Origin of the sequence: Pannonibacter phragmitetus DSM 14782, assembly GCF_000382365.1 — a bacterium.
Classification (GTDB): domain Bacteria; phylum Pseudomonadota; class Alphaproteobacteria; order Rhizobiales; family Stappiaceae; genus Pannonibacter; species Pannonibacter phragmitetus.
The window spans coordinates 40,136-56,733 of record NZ_KB908235.1 but is presented as its reverse complement, the minus strand read 5'-3'; the positions used below and the strand labels follow the sequence as shown (position 1 = coordinate 56,733).

At 64.3% G+C, this 16,598-nt stretch carries 17 protein-coding genes and 1 CRISPR repeat array; of the genes, 8 read left to right on the top strand and 9 right to left on the bottom strand.

The window, feature by feature from the left end:
* Nucleotides 1–128: 128 nt before the first annotated feature.
* The gene (locus tag H163_RS0120460) at nt 129–842 is read left to right on the top strand and encodes a hypothetical protein (RefSeq protein WP_019966488.1); all 714 of its coding nucleotides are present in this window, start codon (nt 129–131) and stop codon (nt 840–842) included.
* Nucleotides 843–1,088: 246 nt separating this feature from the next.
* On the opposite strand, the gene H163_RS0120455 is transcribed toward H163_RS0120460, so the two are convergent.
* Both H163_RS0120455 and cysE read right to left on the bottom strand, forming a co-directional pair.
* Complete coding sequence (locus tag H163_RS0120455) at nt 1,089–1,313, bottom strand: DUF3126 family protein (RefSeq protein WP_019966487.1); 225 nt, start codon at nt 1,311–1,313, stop codon at nt 1,089–1,091.
* Nucleotides 1,314–1,430: 117 nt separating this feature from the next.
* The gene (gene cysE, locus H163_RS0120450) at nt 1,431–2,264 is read right to left on the bottom strand and encodes a serine O-acetyltransferase (protein ID WP_019966486.1); all 834 of its coding nucleotides are present in this window, start codon (nt 2,262–2,264) and stop codon (nt 1,431–1,433) included.
* Between the two features lie 163 nt (nt 2,265–2,427).
* Here cysE and H163_RS0120445 point away from each other — a divergent pair, with 163 nt between their 5' ends.
* Nucleotides 2,428–3,231 carry an enoyl-CoA hydratase gene (locus H163_RS0120445; RefSeq protein WP_040679351.1) on the top strand — a complete coding sequence of 268 codons (804 nt, stop codon included), beginning with the start codon at nt 2,428–2,430 and terminating at the stop codon, nt 3,229–3,231.
* A gap of 107 nt (nt 3,232–3,338) precedes the next feature.
* Here H163_RS0120445 and H163_RS0120440 read toward each other — a convergent pair whose 3' ends face one another.
* Nucleotides 3,339–4,226: an alpha/beta fold hydrolase gene (locus H163_RS0120440; protein ID WP_019966484.1), complete on the bottom strand. Its 888-nt coding sequence runs from the start codon at nt 4,224–4,226 to the stop codon at nt 3,339–3,341.
* On the bottom strand, nt 4,223–4,975 hold the full coding sequence (locus tag H163_RS0120435; RefSeq protein WP_019966483.1) for an alpha/beta fold hydrolase: 753 nt from the start codon (nt 4,973–4,975) through the stop codon (nt 4,223–4,225). The genes H163_RS0120440 and H163_RS0120435 overlap by 4 nt, the downstream gene beginning before the upstream one ends.
* A gap of 228 nt (nt 4,976–5,203) precedes the next feature.
* Between H163_RS0120435 and H163_RS0120430 the strand changes: the two genes are divergently transcribed.
* From H163_RS0120430 to H163_RS0120405, 6 genes are all read left to right on the top strand, one after another.
* Nucleotides 5,204–5,449, top strand: coding sequence for a zinc-finger domain-containing protein (locus H163_RS0120430; protein WP_019966482.1), 246 nt, complete (start codon nt 5,204–5,206; stop codon nt 5,447–5,449).
* A gap of 81 nt (nt 5,450–5,530) precedes the next feature.
* A complete protein-coding gene (locus H163_RS0120425; protein ID WP_019966481.1) occupies nt 5,531–6,721 on the top strand; it encodes an FAD-dependent monooxygenase in 1,191 nt (396 codons plus the stop codon).
* A gap of 98 nt (nt 6,722–6,819) precedes the next feature.
* Nucleotides 6,820–7,569, top strand: a complete 750-nt coding sequence (locus tag H163_RS0120420; protein WP_026356124.1) for a competence/damage-inducible protein A — start codon at nt 6,820–6,822, stop codon at nt 7,567–7,569.
* Nucleotides 7,570–7,585: 16 nt separating this feature from the next.
* The gene (gene gpt / locus H163_RS0120415) at nt 7,586–8,095 is read left to right on the top strand and encodes a xanthine phosphoribosyltransferase (RefSeq protein ID WP_019966479.1); all 510 of its coding nucleotides are present in this window, start codon (nt 7,586–7,588) and stop codon (nt 8,093–8,095) included.
* Nucleotides 8,096–8,260: 165 nt separating this feature from the next.
* On the top strand, nt 8,261–8,668 hold the full coding sequence (locus H163_RS0120410) for a hypothetical protein (RefSeq protein WP_019966478.1): 408 nt from the start codon (nt 8,261–8,263) through the stop codon (nt 8,666–8,668).
* A gap of 108 nt (nt 8,669–8,776) precedes the next feature.
* The gene (locus H163_RS0120405; protein ID WP_019966477.1) at nt 8,777–9,520 is read left to right on the top strand and encodes a L,D-transpeptidase; all 744 of its coding nucleotides are present in this window, start codon (nt 8,777–8,779) and stop codon (nt 9,518–9,520) included.
* Nucleotides 9,521–9,648: 128 nt separating this feature from the next.
* On the opposite strand, the gene sfsA is transcribed toward H163_RS0120405, so the two are convergent.
* From sfsA to cas1e, 5 genes are all read right to left on the bottom strand, one after another.
* A complete protein-coding gene (gene sfsA / locus H163_RS0120400) occupies nt 9,649–10,350 on the bottom strand; it encodes a DNA/RNA nuclease SfsA (protein WP_019966476.1) in 702 nt (233 codons plus the stop codon).
* An 11-nt stretch (nt 10,351–10,361) separates the two neighbouring features.
* On the bottom strand, nt 10,362–11,810 hold the full coding sequence (locus H163_RS0120395) for a TrkH family potassium uptake protein (RefSeq protein ID WP_019966475.1): 1,449 nt from the start codon (nt 11,808–11,810) through the stop codon (nt 10,362–10,364).
* A 480-nt stretch (nt 11,811–12,290) separates the two neighbouring features.
* Nucleotides 12,291–12,818, bottom strand: a complete 528-nt coding sequence (locus H163_RS0120390) for a helix-turn-helix transcriptional regulator (RefSeq protein ID WP_019966474.1) — start codon at nt 12,816–12,818, stop codon at nt 12,291–12,293.
* A 398-nt stretch (nt 12,819–13,216) separates the two neighbouring features.
* Nucleotides 13,217–15,197: a CRISPR direct-repeat array (repeat unit 29 nt; unit sequence CGGTTCATCCCCGCGTGTGCGGGGAACAC).
* Between the two features lie 118 nt (nt 15,198–15,315).
* Complete coding sequence (cas2e, locus tag H163_RS0120385) at nt 15,316–15,633, bottom strand: type I-E CRISPR-associated endoribonuclease Cas2e (protein ID WP_019966473.1); 318 nt, start codon at nt 15,631–15,633, stop codon at nt 15,316–15,318.
* Nucleotides 15,630–16,595, bottom strand: coding sequence for a type I-E CRISPR-associated endonuclease Cas1e (gene cas1e / locus H163_RS0120380; protein ID WP_019966472.1), 966 nt, complete (start codon nt 16,593–16,595; stop codon nt 15,630–15,632). Before cas1e ends, cas2e begins: the two co-directional genes overlap by 4 nt.
* Nucleotides 16,596–16,598 lie beyond the last annotated feature (3 nt).

Genomic DNA, 16,598 nt, shown 5'->3' with positions numbered 1-16,598 from the left:
AACGGAACAGAAACCAAGCGAATGCAGCAACCATCACAGGTCTGCCCATACCGTTCTGGAACATCTGTCCTGCTTTGGCACGGAAATGCTGACGGCTGCTTTGCGCGCAGAGCCCGCAGGTGGCGGCCATGATGCCGGTCACCCTACCCAAGGCAACAGGTTACCGGCCGTTCCATTCCGCTCTGATTCTCACGCTGCTGGTGCTGCTGACCCTTGCCTATATTGCGAAGATGATTGGCGGCTGGATTGAACAGGCGGCCACTCAGGCGGAGTTGCGCACGGCCGAGGCCCGCCTTGTCACGCTCTGGCTTGGCGACCGCAGGGTTACGGTTCCCATGAACATGCTGCCCAAGCCGGAGCAGCGCAAGGAAGGCTCGTTCCACGAGCGGCTGACCCTGGAAGTCAACTGGCCCTCCATGACGGGCTATGCCGGCACCAGCGGGAACAGGGGCAGCCGGGCCGCTGCGGAACTGCCGGTCACCGTGGAACTGATGGCGTCCCGCAAGGTCGAGACAGTCATGGAGCGGATGGACACAACGCTTCGGCGCCTAGCCGCCGGAAAGCCGCAGGTGGGACAGGCCGGGCTCTACATGCTCGACATGTCCGGCAAGGCGGGCGCCAGCGAAGACGTCCTGTTCTACGAGGACGACGGCACAGGGCTTGAAACCGGATTTGCCGCCCGCTGCAGACTGCCGAAAGATGCTCCGGCAAGCTGCATGCGCGACATGCGCCTCGCCCCGGATCTCGTGGCCAGCTACCGCTTCGACATGAAGCTGCTCAGCAGCTGGGGCCGGCTGGACCGGCAGATGGGCGCCCTTTTCGAGAGTTTCCTGCCGCATTGATAGCTGATGCCAAGGCTCCGGGATGCTGACGCATCACGCCTTGAAATTGCTCAGGCGCCGCACGGGCTTGACCAACTCCCGATGAGTCAAGCTCTTCGGGAGTTGGTATGAGCGGCCCCGAACCGGTTGCGCCGAACCGGAAAACAGAAGAGACGCGCCTTGCAGCTTTGCGCAGGGCACGTCCCTTTCAGATCAGTTCCGGCAGCCGGCACCGCTTGCCCATGGCTCCGGCGGCGGCTTGCCGGATCAATCCTCGCCGTCTTCCTCAAGGTCCATCTCGAGGATGGCCATCTGGAAGCTCCAGCTCAGATCATCATCCTCATCATCACGGAAGACGACGCCGATGAACTCGTCGCCGATGTAAACCTCGGCGGAATCGTCCTTCTTCGGACGGGCCTTCACCTTCATGGACGGCAGGTTGAACTTGCGCTGCAGATAGGCTTCCAGCTTCTTGATTTCGTCGGCTTTCACGTCTTTCGCTCCTTTCGGGTCCCCGTATTTCACGGGTGCGGAACCTACACGAACAGCGCCGTGAGCCAACCGCCGGAACCGTCTTTCCCCGGAATCATGGGCTTTCCCACAGGGGGATCACGCGTCAGGCTGTTTATCCGCCAGCAGCTGGTCCATGGACCGGGCCGGTTCTGCGCATCCCGCCTGCCCCACGACCCGCGCCGGAACCCCGGCGACGGTGGTGTTGCAGGGCACGTCCTGAAGGACAACCGAGCCTGCGGCAATGCGCGAGCAGCGGCCAATCTCAAGATTGCCGAGGATCTTGGCGCCCGCGCCGATGAGCACGCCCTTGCGGATCTTCGGATGCCGGTCGCCCTGCTCCTTGCCGGTGCCGCCCAGCGTCACGCCCTGCAGGATCGAGACATCGTCCTCGATGACGGCCGTGGAGCCAACGACAAGCCCCGTGGCGTGATCCATGAAAATGCCCCGGCCGACAGGAACCGCCGGATGGATATCCACCTGGAAGATCTCGGAGGACCGGCTCTGCAGATAAAGCGCAAAGTCGGAGCGCCCGCGCCGCCACAGCCAGTTGGCAAGGCGATGGGTCTGCAGCGCATGGAAGCCCTTGAAATAGAGCAGCGGCTCCAGCAGCCGTTCGCAGGCCGGATCGCGGTCGAACACGGCCATCATGTCGACGCGGAAGATTTCGCCCAGTTCCGGCTCGTCGCTGAGGGCTTCGGAATAGGTTTGGCGGATAAGCGAGGCGGAGACGATGTCCCGGCCCAGCCTGTCGCCAAGCCGGTGTATCACCGCGTCCTCAAGGCGCCCGTGGTTGAGAATGGTCTCATAAACGAAGGACGACAGGGCCGGTTCGCCGATGACCATCTTTTCGGCCTCTTCCCGAAGCTGATGCCATACGGGATCATGCAAGCTCACGGTTGGCTTGGCCGTCTTGAAAGTGGTGTTCACCATGGCGCGTCTCCTGTCGCAAGCCCTGTGCGCAGCCTCTGCAGCACCGGACCTGTCATGCCGTCCTCATATAGGCCGGAGCGAGCCATAACAAAGCCCGGCCAAAAGGGAAAGAACTCATCACCGGACGCCATTCCATCAAGGCGCCAGACAGGGAAGATATCACGTGACGGGACAATCGCACACTCCCCCGCCGGAGCTTCAAATCCGGATTGAAGGCAGCACCGGCTGGCTTGTGATCGCCAATGAAAAGCGCCGCAACGCCATGACGCTGGAGATGTGGCGCGCCCTGCCCGCTGCCGTGTCCGCGCTTGAAGCCGATGGCGGGGTCCGGGTCATCATCCTGCGCGGTGCGGGCAGCGAAACCTTCTGTGCCGGAGCGGACATTTCCGAGTTCGAGGAGACCCGCAAGAACGCGAAGGCCGCCCGTGCCTATGAGGACATCAACCTCGCCGCCTTCGAGGCGCTGAAGGCCTGCCGCAAGCCGGTGATTGCCATGATCCGCGGCCATTGCCTCGGCGGCGGCTTCGGTCTTGCCGCGTCTTGCGACCTGCGCCTTGCCTGCCATGGCAGCAGCTTCGGCATCCCCGCAGCCCGGCTCGGCATCGCCTATCCCCCGGCGGCGCTGATGGATGTGGCTGCACTCATCGGCCCGGCGCGGACACGGGAACTGATCTTCACCGCCCGGCGCATCGAAGCCGGTGAGGCCTTGCACTGGGGTTTTCTCAACCAGCTTCTGGAGGACAGTGCACTGGAGGCCGAGGCACGGAAACTGGCGGCCACGATTGCGCAAAACGCACCGCTGACCCATGCCGCCACCAAGGCGGCGCTGACCATCCCTGCAGGCCACTCCGCACCCGATCATGATAAGGCGGAAGCCGCTGCCATCGCCTGCTTTGACAGCGCGGATTTCGCAGAGGGAAGAACCGCCTTCCTCGAAAAGCGGACGCCGGATTTCAAGGGAGTGTGAGAAGCGCCTCAACCGGACGGGCCAGAGACCTGAAACGACTCAGCTTTCGGCCCGCAGTTGAATCAGAATCAGAACTTGAGCCAAACGGCTCAAGACCCTGATCCGACTCAGGCTTTGGCCTCCACCGCCAGATCCTGCAGAAACTCCAGCAGCGCGCCGGTGAAGACGTCATTGCGGTCTCCGGCCACCATGTGTCCGGCCCCGGCCACATCGGCAAGGCGGGCATGGGGCACGAGCTGGCGGAATTCGTCGAGATGCTCCTGGCTGACCAGTTCCGACTGGCCGCCGCGCACCAGCAGCACCGGCAGGGTCAGCCGGGCGGCAGCTGCGACGAGTTCGGCTTCCACCTTTGCCCGCAGATCTTCGCCCCCTGCGTGGCGGGCGGCGATGAAGGCCGGGTCCCAGTGCCAGCGGTAGCGGCCATCGGGATGAAGGCGCAGGTTCTTCGCAAGCCCGTCCAGCGACCGCGGGCGCGGCCGGTGCGGCAGATAGGCAGCAATGGCATCCGCCGCGTCCTCCACTGTGGCAAAGCCCTCGTCCACCTTCTCGGCCATGAAGTCGAGAATGCGCGAAACGCCGCCCGCATCGACGCGCGGGGTGATATCGACCAGCACCATGGCTTCGAGCCGCCCCGGCGTCTGCGCGCCCTCAGACAGCAGTCCGGCCAGCCCGCCGAGCGACGCACCGACCAGCACCGGCCGGCGGCCATGGCTGTCCGTCACCTGTGCTGCCACGGCGGAAAGATCCCGGCCGAAATCGGCAAAATCATAGGCAGCAGAGGCCACCCACTCGCTGTCCCCATGGCCGCGCTGGTCCATGGCGTAAGCGGTGAAGCCCGCCTTGGCGAGACGGACACCCGCCCCCGCCCAGGCGTGGCGCGTCTGCCCGCCGCCATGCAGCAGCAGCACCGGCTGGCCTGTCCCGCTGCCGAAACGGTCAGCCGCAAGCCGGTTGCCCTCGGCACCGGTAAAGCTGGTGGCGGCGGGGGCGCTCATGCGGTCTGGGCCAGGAAGTCGAGGACGCCCTGCTTGTAGACCTTGTCGCCCACGGCGATCATGTGATCGCGGTTGGGGATCTCCAGCACCCTTGCGCCCGGAATGAGGTCCGCCAGCGCCTGCGGCGATCCGGCAATGTCGTCCTTGGTGCCGACGGCCACCAGCACCGGGCGGGCGATGCGGGCGACATCCTCTTCGGAAATCTTCTGCCGGGACGAGCGGATACAGGCCGCCAGCGCCCGCTTGTCGGCTCCGGTCTGTTCGGCAAAGGCGCGGAAGGCCCGGCCCGTGCGATCGGGAATGCCCTGCAGGCTTTCGGCTTCCAGCGCCCGGGCAATCGGCTCGCCATCACCGATGCCGGTGATCATGCCGTAGCCCATGCCGCCGAAGATTGCCCGGCGCACCCGGTCCGGATGATTGAGCGCCAGAAAGGCGGTGATGCGGGCACCCATCGAATAGCCCATCACATCAACACTGGAGAGGCCGAGATGATCCAGGAGCCACCGGGCATCCTCGGCCATCATCGGCGCGCCATAGTCTCCCGGATCATAGAACTTGCCGCTCTCGCCGTGGCCCCGGTTGTCGAGGGCGATCACCCGGCGGCCATCCTTGACCAGAAGATCCACCCAGCCCGGATTGACCCAGTTGACGGCCTTGTTCGAGGCAAAGCCGTGAATCAGCAGGATCGGCTCGCCCTCCCCCTCATCAATGTAGGCAATGTCGGCGATATCGGATTTGAAGACGGGCATGCGGGACCTGACGTTTACGTTAAAGGCAGAGACAATTTGTCCGATACCTTAGGCGCAAGATCCGCTGCTTGGAAGTCCCCCGGAATGGCTGATCTGCCTTATGCCGGGACAGGGAGCCTGCGGGCCGCCGCTGCGCACGGGAAATCCGCCAAGCCCCCTACACTTTCCGGCGCGGGGGCGGTATGTTCGCGCATCTTTTGACCCGGACAGTAATCTTGGACAGGTGCCATGGCGGATCACGTAGTCCCGCATTTCCAGAACAGCAGCGGCCACGAAAGCGTGGAGGTTGGCGCGCATGAATTCATGTGCATCGGCGCAAATCCGCCGTTCGATCACCCGCATGTGTTCCTCGACATGGGCGATGAAGACCAGATCGTCTGCCCCTATTGCTCGACGCTCTACAAGTTCAACCCGGCACTGAAGCCCGCAGAAGCCAATCCGGCGGATTGCGTCTGGGTTCCGGCTGCGGCCTGATTCCCGGCCGCCTGAGGTATCTTTCTGCGGTGCCCGCCGGGCGCCGCTGATCCGGCATCCCCTTTCGGGTCAGGAGCGGCCATGACGCATCCCGTCATCATAGCCGGAGCGGGCATCGGCGGGCTGACCGCCGCTGTTGCGCTGGCGCAAAAAGGTTTTTCCGTCATCTTGGCCGAAAAGGCCGCCTGGCTTGAGGAAGTGGGTGCCGGCATCCAGCTTTCCCCCAATGCCACGCATGTGCTCGCCGCGCTCGGCGTGCTGAATGCGGTGCGCAGCCATGCCTTTGAACCGCAGGAACTGACAATCCGCAGCGCAAGGCACGGCGGCACTCTTGCCCATGTCCCGCTTGGCGCCACTGCCGCTGACCGTTACGGCGCACCATATCTGCTGGTCCACCGCGCCGATATCCAGCGCGCCTTGCTGGATACTGTCCACGCGCTGCCGGACATTTCCCTGCGTCTGGGCACCCGCGTGTCCTCGGTTTCCGAAGAAGGCGGCAAGCTGCGGGTGACGCTGGCACAGGGGGCGACTCCCCCCGAAACACTGGAAGCCCACGCCCTGATCGGCGCCGATGGCGTGCGCTCGGCAATGCGCCAGACGATCCTCAACGGCCCATCCCCCGTCTTCTCCGGCCGCACCGCCTACCGGGCAACCGTTCCGGCAAGCCTGATCCCGCCCAAATTCCTTGGAGGATCCGGAATCTGGTTCGGCCGGAAGGCCCATCTTGTTCACTATCCGCTACGGCAGGGACGGGAGTTCAATCTGGTCGCGCTGGTGGAGGAAGACTGGGATGCCCCCGGCTGGTCGGAACCGGCCAGCAAGGAAAACCTGCTCACGCGCTTTGCCGGATGGCCTGAACCGGCCCTGAACCTGCTGCGGCTGCCGGATGAATGGCTCCGCTGGGCGCTGCGGGCCGTTGATGCAGGCGGCATCTGGCAGAAAGGCCGCATCTCCCTTCTGGGTGATGCCTGCCATGCCATGCTGCCCTTCGCGGCGCAGGGCGCGGCCATGGCCATCGAGGATGGCATCGTTCTCGCGCACCATCTGGCCGCCCGGCCGGATCAGCCCGCCGCCGCGCTTCAGGCCTATGTGCGCGAGCGCCAGCCCCGCACGGCCAAGGTGCAGCAGACGGCTGCCACAAATTCCACCATCTATCATCTGGGTCTGCCCGCCTCGCTGGCCCGCGACACGGTGCTGCGCCTGTCCTCGCCGCAGTCGCTGCTGCAGCGGATGGACTGGATCTATGGCTGGCGCCCGCCTGCACATGCTTGAGCGCGCCGTAAACCTGAGATAAAGCGTTTTTCCCGGCATGAATGCTGCCAGCAGCCGGGCAATTCCTGAAGGTAGAAAGCCCGGAAAGGCAACAGGCCATGCAGAGCGACAAGCCCAGTGACATCGTGACCGCCGCCTTTCTCGTCGTTGGCGACGAGATCCTCTCCGGGCGGACCAAGGACAAGAACATCGGCCATGTGGCGGATGTGCTGACCATGACCGGCATCGAGCTGCGTGAAGTGCGCGTCGTGCCGGATGAGGAAGACTGCATCGTCGAGGCGGTCAATGCCCTGCGCAGCCGCTATGATTACGTCTTCACCTCCGGCGGCATCGGCCCGACCCATGATGACATCACGGCCGATTCCATCGCCAAGGCCTTCGGCGTCAGCATTGACTACGATCCGCGCGCCATGGCCATTCTCGAGGCCCATTACGCGCCGGGCCAGTTCACCGGTGCCCGCAAGCGCATGGCCCGCATCCCGGCCGGCGCAGACCTCATCGAGAACCCCGTCTCCAAGGCCCCCGGCTTCCGCATCGGCAATGTGCATGTGATGGCCGGCGTGCCCAACATCATGCAGGCCATGCTGGACGCGGTGGTGCCCACCCTGCGCACCGGCCGCAAGATCCTGTCGCGCAGCGTCGATGCCGCCCTGCCCGAAAGCCGCATCGCCGATGCCCTGCGCCAGATCCAGAAAGACCATCCCGAAACGGTGATCGGCTCCTATCCCCGCAATCAGGACGGCCGCTACTCGACCCAGCTCGTGATCCGCGCCCGTGATGAAGACCCCTTGAACCGCGCAACCGAGGCCGTGGAAGCTGCCGTCGCTGCCGCTCTCAGCAACGCCTGAACAGGAAAAGACCTCCATGGAAAACCCGGACCAGCCGAAAGCCTTCCCCGTCTCATGGGACCAGTTCCACCGCGACGCCCGCGCCCTCGCCTGGCGCCTGTCCGGTCAGGGCGAGTGGAAGGCGATTGTCTGCATCACCCGCGGCGGCCTTGTGCCGGCCGCCATCGTTGCCCGTGAGCTCGGCATCCGCACCATCGAGACGGTGTGTGTCGCCAGCTATCACGACTACGAAAACCAGGGCTCGCTGCAGGTGATCAAGCCGATCGACCCGCGCGTCATCGGCCTTGATGAGGGCGAAGGCAGCGGCGTGCTGGTGATCGACGATCTGGTAGACACCGGCAAAACCGCCCGCGTCGTGCGCGAGATGCTGCCGAAGGCGCATTTTGCCACCGTCTATGCCAAGCCGATGGGCCGCCCGCTGGTCGACACCTTCGTGACCGAAGTCTCGCAGGACACCTGGATCTATTTCCCCTGGGACATGGGCTGGCAGTTCCAGCCGCCGCTGGCCAAGACGACGGCCGGCTGACCGCCCGCCCACTGACAGCATGGGGCGCAGCATGTGGCTGCGCCCCAATTGCATCTGCGCCCTTTTTGCCACAGTGATGCTGCCGTGCTGGGCCTTATCCGCCAGTCACGGCGATTTGGCCTCACCCGCCCCCGCGCTGCCACATTCCCCCTTAATGAGGGGACCATGATGACGGCCCTGAGAGGAAATCTGGCGATTCTGGCGCTCGCTCCGGCACTTGTGATGCTGGTGCTGGCACTTGCCGTGATGCGCCCGGCGCAAGCCCACTCCGCCTTTGTGAGAGCGGGACTGGTGAGCCTTGAGACCTTTCAGCCTGCCTCCTACAGCGTCATCGCCAGCATGGCCCCAAAGGCTGACACCCCGGACGAGGGGGCGCCGGTGCTGCCCGGTCAGGGTGCGCCCTGCAAGATCATGCTGTGCACCGGCATCATGGGCTTTCCCCTGCAGGAACAGCCGCAGCGGGTGAGCGTGCCCGCCGGAACGCTGCTTCTGGGGGCGCCGGAGCCTTATGGCGATCCTCCCGCCCGCCAGGACGACCCGCCCCCCAAACCCCGTTCATCAAACTTTTCGTGAAAATAGAACGGATTAAGCCCCCGGAAAGTTAAATCGGGGAGCTTGTCGCCAGGGGCCGGGCCCGTGCTGCGCAATGCCGCCGGCTCCAGATCAGAATTGAGGTCTTAAATGCTGCTTTCCCGTCGCCGGTTTCTGGTTGCTGCCTCGGCAACCCTTCTTGCCGGTTGTAACTCCCGCTACGTCCAGCCGGTCCCCTCGCCCGGTCTCGCCCGTGATGGCTATGAGGGCGCAGCTCCCTCCTACAGCCAGATCCCGGTTGAGTATCTGCAGATGTACGGCCCGATGCCGAACGAGCAGTTCCCGATCCCGGCTGCGGATCTGCGCCGCGTCAAGCCGCAGTTCTTCCGTCAGATCGTGCCCTATCAGAGCGCCGAGCCGACCGGCACCATCATCGTCGACACGCCCAACCGCTACCTCTATCTGACCATGGAAGGCGGACAGGCCATGCGTTATGGCGTGGGCATCGGCCGCGCGGGCTTCACCTGGGGCGGCTCGGCCCGCATTGCCTACAAGCGCGAGTGGCCGCGCTGGACGCCGCCGGCGGAGATGATCGCCCGTCAGCCGGAGCTGGAAGAGTTCCGGAACGGCATGGAGCCGGGCCTCGCCAATCCGCTGGGCGCCCGCGCGCTCTACATTTTCGAAGGCGGCCGCGACACGCTCTACCGTATCCATGGCACCGCAGAATACTGGACGATCGGCACCGCCGTTTCTTCCGGCTGCGTGCGCATGATCAATCAGGACGTGATTGACCTGTACAACCGCGTGCCGAACAACACCAAGGTGGTGGTGCTGCAGGCCCCGGCCGGTGCTCCCATGGCGGGCGCTCCGCAGAGCATGGCCCTGCCGAGCTGACGCCATTTGCCCCGGTCCGCTTCGTCATACCAAGGCTCTGAGATGCTGACGCATCATGCCTTGAATATGCTCAAGCGCCGCACGGGCTTGACCAACTCTCGATGAGCCGGGCTCATCGAGAGTTGGTCTCAGGCGCGGATCGTAACCTTGCGGGTGGCGCGGATGAATTCCGGCGTCACCTCGCAGCCGATGGCATGGGCTTCCACTCCAGCTGCCATGGCCTGTCTGAGGGCCGCCGCATAGGCCGGATCAATGTCGGCGGCAAAATCCAGTTCGCTGCAATCGGGACGCTGCACCAGATAGGCCATCACGGCCCTGTGCCCGGCGCGTACCATATCCTCCAGTTCCACCAGATGCTTGGCCCCGCGTGCCGTCACTGAATCGGGGAATTCCGCAAGTCCGGGCTGACGCATCAGATGGACGTTCTTCACCTCCACATAGGTGAGCCCGCCGTCCGCACCTTCCAGCAGAATGTCGATCCGCGAGTTCTTGCCGTATTTGACTTCCCGCCGCAGGCCGGCAAAGCCGGAAAGCTCCGGGATGAGCCCGGCCAGCAGCGCCTCCTCCACCAGCTTGTTGGGATGGGCCGTGCTGATGCCGACCAGCGCGCCATCGGCCTCGATGATCTCCCAGGACCAGGCCAGCTTGCGGGCCGGATTGTCCGAGCGCGACAGATAGACCAGCGAGCCCGGCGCATTGAGGCCGAGCATGGAGCCGGGATTGGCGCAGTGGGCGGTGATCTCCTCGCCGCTGTCCAGCACCACATCCGCCAGAAACCGCTTGTAGCGCTTGACCAGCCGCCCCCGGATGAGAGGTTTGCCGAAGTCCATCGTCCAGCCTTTCAGTTTGCCCAGAAATCGCGGTCGAGCAGCACCAGTACCGTGAGAAGCTCCAGACGCCCCAGCAGCATGGCAACGCTCAGCACCCACTTGGCTCCGTCCGGCACCGCCGCATAGCTGCCGGCCGGCCCGGCAACCTGACCGAGCCCCGGACCAATGTTGCCGATCGCACTGGCCGCCGCCGAAAACGACGTCATGGCCCCCAGATCAAACACGGACAGCGCCAGGGTGACCGCGCCGACTGCGCCGATATAGACGATGAGAAAGGACAGCACCGAGAAGGAAAGCTCAGGCGTCAGCCGGGTGCGGCCGAAATATTCCGGCGTCACCCGGTTGGGCCGTACCATCTTGCGCAAATGCGAGCGCACCGTGCCGAAAAACACCTGATAGCGGAAGATCTTGATGCTGCCGCAGGTCGAGCCCGTACAGCCGCCGACAAAGCACAGCATCAGCACGAGACCGGCCACCGCACTGCCCCAGGCCTGATAATCGGTCAGCACAAAGCCGGTGGTGGAGGTGATCGACACCACCGTGAAGGCCGCTTTTCTGAAAGCTTCGTGAAAAACCAGATCCTGCGTGCCGCCCAGATGCACGGTCAGGCCCAGCGTCACCACGGCCATGAACAGCAGGAAGGCACGCACCTGCGGATCGCTCCAGAGCTGCAGCGGCCGCCCGCGCAGGGCCTGGACGATCAGCACGAAAGGCAGCGCCCCAAGGATCATGAAGACAATCGAGGTCCAGACCACCGCCGGCATGTCCGCAAAGGCGGCAAAGGAGGCATCTCGCGTTGAAAAGCCCCCTGTCGCCACCGTGGTCATGGCATGGTTCACCGCATCGAAGGTCTCCATGCCTGCGGCCGCATAGGCAAGCGCGCAGGCAAAGGTGAGCAGCAGATAGCAGCCCGCGATCAGCCGGATGTGCTGCACGGAGCGGGCCACGATCTTTTCGGTGCGGTCGGCCACTTCCGTCTGGAACAGCTGCATGCCGCCGACCCTCAGGAAAGGCAGCAGCACCACGGCCATGATGGCAATTCCGGCGCCGCCCATCCACTGCAGCATTGAGCGCCAGACGAGCAGCCCCGGCGGCAGGGAATCCAGTCCCTCCAGAACGGTGGCTCCCGTGGTGGTGAAGCCGGAGACAGCCTCGAACATGGCATCCGCATAGCCGATGCCGAGCCACAGGAACGGCAGCGAACCGAAGGCGGGCAGCGTCACCCAGGCCATCACCGTCAGCACGAAGGTCTGGCGCATGTTCAGCCCGCGGCTCAGCGTGCCGCGCATGGCAAGGGCCAGCAAGGTGCCCGCAAGGCAGGTCAGAAAGGCCGAAAAGACGAAGGCCTGCCAGTCGGCATTCTTGCTGGCCACATCCACCATGGCCGGCACCAGCATGGCCGTCGCAAGAGCGGCGTAGAGAAAGCCGAGAACACTCAGGATTGGGCGCAGAGCAATCAAGTCAGGACTTTCCGCCGGAACAACGTCACCACCGCCGCATCAGGCATCACCCCGCCGGCACATGCGCCAGACATTGCCGCGCCGCACCCGCCCTGTCGAGCCCGGATTGGACCCCATCCCCTGTTGAGGAGCGCAGTTTGGCACTGGAACAGGCAGATGTGCGGCCGGAGAACCTATCTTCCAGCTTCAGCCCGCAGCAAGGCTCCCGGCACTTGCCGGAAACAACCGCTCAGCCCCGGTCACAGGAACAGACCAGAACGCCACAGCGGCGAACCTCGGGCAATGCAAGTTTTGGGAGAGAAGAACGGAATGGCCCTCTGGCTCACGTCCACCTGGGCTAATTCCAGCAGGAGTGAGCAGACGCATGATAAATGCACCCGCCCGTGGAGCTGAGCTGGCCATTCCTGTTTTAAAGATTACAGCTGCCCTGAATCACATTCAAGCTGGAAACACGCGCTGGCGCGGCCATAAAGACCAGCCTCAAGCTACAAGCGCCTCCAAATCCGGCTTGAGCGCCGGGAGCCAAAGAACTGCTTTCGTAACATTCACCTCCCGCGCAGCCCTTGCAACATCATGCAGGCCCACATCAAGCTTGTATTCCTTGCGGGCTTCCAGCCATTCCAGCACATCCGAAAGATGCCACAGGGTGACCGAGGGCCCTTCATGAACAGGGCGCGGAAAGTCCCCGTTCAAGATCATGAACTTGCGGATATTCTGGCGGCTTTTGCCAACAAGATCAGCAATGTCGCTGGCACTGACAAGATCCGGCCCTGCCTCGACGAACTCGGCTGCGGGCACTGCGGCCTTCACATCCTGAAGCGCTGACAGCAGGGCATCATGTGCCGTTCCGGCTTCCCTGTCGAATTGCAGAGCCAGCCGCCCGGCCACCCCGGTTCCAGCCAGAGCATCCGTGCAGCCGGCCTCTCCAAGCCGTTCCACGATAGCGTCATGACCGGCATCCTCTGCAGGCAGGCGGTATTTCAATGTAAAGCTGTATTCCTTCATCATGGTCACTCCCCTCTGCCTTGAGCCGTTTACCCTCCAGTCTTCATGGAGCATTTATCCACCACGCGCCGCAGTGCCTTTGCATGTGATCCGGCATTTTTTGGCGTGCTCCATATGCTCGTCATACAAAACTCGCCACAGCGGCAGCTATCATCATTGTAAGGGCAATACATCTTGCCCCATGCATGGCTGCCACCCAGCCTGATCCGCCAGCCCTTCTCTTCAGCATGCCTTAACGCCGCTTCGATTTCCCTGTCCGGAGGCACTCTGCGCAATATCTCTCCTCCCATAAATGGACATCATGACCCGGTTGTCAAGCGACAACCAAACCATGCGGTTCTTGTGGTTGCTCAAGCTCAAACAACAGTCTGTTCAACTCACCGGACACGCTCTCCCGCGAGAGCTTCATCCCCGCGTGTGCGGGGAACACCGTTCCATCGTCACGCCAGAAACCTCAACACGCGGTTCATCCCCGCGTGTGCGGGGAACACGCATCGCTGCGATGCTTCAGAGAGAACGAAATCGGTTCATCCCCGCGTGTGCGGGGAACACACAGGTCGTCCGAGTACAGTCTGCAACGAACGCGGTTCATCCCCGCGTGTGCGGGGAACACATCTTGAGCGTGACGTAGTTCGGCTGAGGGAACGGTTCATCCCCGCGTGTGCGGGGAACACTCGACGAGGTGACCTGCAGGACCCACGCTGAACGGTTCATCCCCGCGTGTGCGGGGAACACACCGATTGGAACGACCTGAAGCAGGCCCGTGGCGGTTCATCCCCGCGTGTGCGGGGAACACCATGCTGGCCAGAGCCACCGTGTTTTCGATGCCGGTTCATCCCCGCGTGTGCGGGGAACACTCACCAATGTTCACCAGCTCGCATTGATCGGCCGGTTCATCCCCGCGTGTGCGGGGAACACGTCTGTCTGCGTGCCCGCTCATGTTGTTTAGCCGGTTCATCCCCGCGTGTGCGGGGAACACGAGGTCAGCGGCGACCTACTGGTGACATGGACCGGTTCATCCCCGCGTGTGCGGGGAACACGCATCCTTGTTGAACCAGCGGTAATGGGTGAACGGTTCATCCCCGCGTGTGCGGGGAACACTGCAGCTGGGTTTCCGTGACAATCTCGTCCAGCGGTTCATCCCCGCGTGTGCGGGGAACACGTCGATAACTGGCACAAAGAGGTGTTCGCCTACGGTTCATCCCCGCGTGTGCGGGGAACACGAAGAAGGCTGGCGCAAATCAGCAGCAGATGACGGTTCATCCCCGCGTGTGCGGGGAACACCTGCTGCGCATTACGCATACTGTCCAGCGTGCCGGTTCATCCCCGCGTGTGCGGGGAACACGTCTGGTCGGGGTTGAGCGGGCCATCGTCCTGCGGTTCATCCCCGCGTGTGCGGGGAACACAGGCCATGCCGGACGGGCCGCGAAAAACAGCCCGGTTCATCCCCGCGTGTGCGGGGAACACGCCCATTCTAGGGCAGGGAGAGGGGGTCTAAACGGTTCATCCCCGCGTGTGCGGGGAACACCGGCTCGCACCGGCATCGACGAAAAGACCATTCGGTTCATCCCCGCGTGTGCGGGGAACACTGCATTTGCAACAAGCGCCGGAAACCGCCCGGCGGTTCATCCCCGCGTGTGCGGGGAACACGGAAAAACTGAAAGGGAAAAGTGGCCGGGCGCCGGTTCATCCCCGCGTGTGCGGGGAACACCGCCGAACTCAACCTCCGCGCCGCTGCCGCCGCGGTTCATCCCCGCGTGTGCGGGGAACACCCGCCCGGCTTCATTCCTTTGTTGGGCCGCCCCGGTTCATCCCCGCGTGTGCGGGGAACACCAAACTGCTCAAGTGCAGCACCTGACATCAACGGGTTCATCCCCGCGTGTGCGGGGAACACCCGGAACCGGCGCCAGCAGCATTGTGCAGTTTCGGTTCATCCCCGCGTGTGCGGGGAACACAACGCAGTCATCTCACCCCCGCCGCCGCTGAACGGTTCATCCCCGCGTGTGCGGGGAACACTGAAGGACGGCTGCTAATTGTGGGGGCAACGTCGGTTCATCCCCGCGTGTGCGGGGAACACGCCCGCAGGGTCAAGCCAACCTGCGCGCCAGCCGGTTCATCCCCGCGTGTGCGGGGAACACATCCGCATGCCGCGCGCCGCCGTGGCCTGATCCGGTTCATCCCCGCGTGTGCGGGGAACACCCGCGTGGGTCCTGCCTGTGGAAGGCTGTGACCGGTTCATCCCCGCGTGTGCGGGGAACACCTGGCTCTGCGCGTCCGCGTCTTTGCCGCTGGCGGTTCATCCCCGCGTGTGCGGGGAACACAGACCGGCATCCGCCAGCGCCTTCGCGCCAGCCGGTTCATCCCCGCGTGTGCGGGGAACACTCTTGCTGGAGAGCATTGATCTCATTGTAGAATTTCAAAGAGCGGGAAGCTACCGGTTTTTTGGGCGGTTTTGCGGGCTTCCGGAGACGGGCAAAATAACGGGTCCGGCCGGCCTGTTTCAGCCTGATCCGAGCCCACCCGGCCCCGGATTTCCGGCATCCGGCGGATGGAAGGCGACGAGGCGCAGGCCGTCGAAATCGACGGGCATGCGCCGGTTGCGGCCATAGGTCTGGAAGTCGAAGCCCGCGTCGGTGGGGGCCGTCCAGGCGATCACGGCATCCCCATCCTCGATCATCGCCGCCACCTGACTGGCGATCATCTCGCGCGTGCGGGCCGAGTATGTGCCGATGTAGACGCCTGCCCGCACCTCCAGCAGCCAGACGGCGAGACGCCCGCGCAGCCGGGGCGGAGCATTGGTGGTGACAACCATCATCATGACCTGTGCCCCGCATCGCCGGAGGGAGAGGGATCCTCGAAAGCCGGATCGACGGCGTAGTCCGGATCTTCCGGCGGCGGCAGCTCGCCTGCCAGCAGCACCTCCTCGATGGCGGGAATGAGCCGCCCCAGCAGATTGGTGCGGCGGAAGGCATCGCGGCAGGCAATACGCACTTCCCGGTCCACCGGTCCTGTCAGCTTGCCCTTGGCCTGCTGCCCGGCAATGCGGAAAGCCTCCGGCACCACGGTTTCGAATTTGAACAGGTCGGCGATGTCATAGACGAAGGACAGCGGCTTGCCCGTGTGCAGGAAGCCCACGGCGGGCGCATAACCTGCTGCCAGCACGGCGGCCTCCGTCAGGCCGTAGAGGCATGCCGTTGCGGCAGACAGGGCGCGGTTCGGCACGTCCGAAATATCCCAGTTGTCCGGATTGTAATTGCGCCGCGTCCAGGTGACGCCGAACTGGCGGGCAAAGCCATCGTAAAGCGTTCTGACCCGCGCCCCTTCGATGCCGCGCAATTGATCGACCGAGCGCTTTTCAGGCGCGGCCTCGCCGAAGCGCATTTCGAACATCTTGCGCACGATGCGCAGGCGCGCCGCCTCGTCCATGGCGAGACGGCACTGCCACAGCAGCCGGTCAGAGCGCGCACCGCCTGGCTGTCCGGCGGCATAGACGCGCACACCCGCTTCCCCGACCCAGACCAGCAGCGTACCGGCGCGTGCAGCCAGCGACACCGCCGCATGACTGGTGCGCACCCCCGGCTCCAGCATGATCGCCGCCAGCCCGCCGACCGGGATGTGCATGCGGATGCCATTGGCATCGACCAGAACGAAGGCGCCGTCGATGACGTCCAGCTGGCCCTTTTCCACGAAGATGATGGACGAGCGGTCCTTCAGTGGAATGGGGCGCGGCGGTGGGGCACCGGGCATGGTGGAACCGGATGCCGATGCCCCGCCGCCCATGGT

Coding starts and splice junctions, on each gene's coding strand:
- H163_RS0120430 (WP_019966482.1), top strand. CDS start 5,204: ATGGCGGATCACGTAGTCCCGCATTTCCAGAACAGCAGCGGCCACGAA.
- cysE (WP_019966486.1), bottom strand. CDS start 2,264: ATGGTGAACACCACTTTCAAGACGGCCAAGCCAACCGTGAGCTTGCAT.
- gpt (WP_019966479.1), top strand. CDS start 7,586: ATGGAAAACCCGGACCAGCCGAAAGCCTTCCCCGTCTCATGGGACCAG.
- H163_RS0120425 (WP_019966481.1), top strand. CDS start 5,531: ATGACGCATCCCGTCATCATAGCCGGAGCGGGCATCGGCGGGCTGACC.
- H163_RS0120460 (WP_019966488.1), top strand. CDS start 129: ATGATGCCGGTCACCCTACCCAAGGCAACAGGTTACCGGCCGTTCCAT.
- H163_RS0120405 (WP_019966477.1), top strand. CDS start 8,777: ATGCTGCTTTCCCGTCGCCGGTTTCTGGTTGCTGCCTCGGCAACCCTT.
- cas2e (WP_019966473.1), bottom strand. CDS start 15,633: ATGATGATGGTTGTCACCACCAATGCTCCGCCCCGGCTGCGCGGGCGT.
- H163_RS0120390 (WP_019966474.1), bottom strand. CDS start 12,818: ATGATGAAGGAATACAGCTTTACATTGAAATACCGCCTGCCTGCAGAG.
- sfsA (WP_019966476.1), bottom strand. CDS start 10,350: ATGGACTTCGGCAAACCTCTCATCCGGGGGCGGCTGGTCAAGCGCTAC.
- H163_RS0120435 (WP_019966483.1), bottom strand. CDS start 4,975: ATGCCCGTCTTCAAATCCGATATCGCCGACATTGCCTACATTGATGAG.
- H163_RS0120410 (WP_019966478.1), top strand. CDS start 8,261: ATGATGACGGCCCTGAGAGGAAATCTGGCGATTCTGGCGCTCGCTCCG.
- H163_RS0120440 (WP_019966484.1), bottom strand. CDS start 4,226: ATGAGCGCCCCCGCCGCCACCAGCTTTACCGGTGCCGAGGGCAACCGG.
- H163_RS0120420 (WP_026356124.1), top strand. CDS start 6,820: ATGCAGAGCGACAAGCCCAGTGACATCGTGACCGCCGCCTTTCTCGTC.
- cas1e (WP_019966472.1), bottom strand. CDS start 16,595: ATGGGCGGCGGGGCATCGGCATCCGGTTCCACCATGCCCGGTGCCCCA.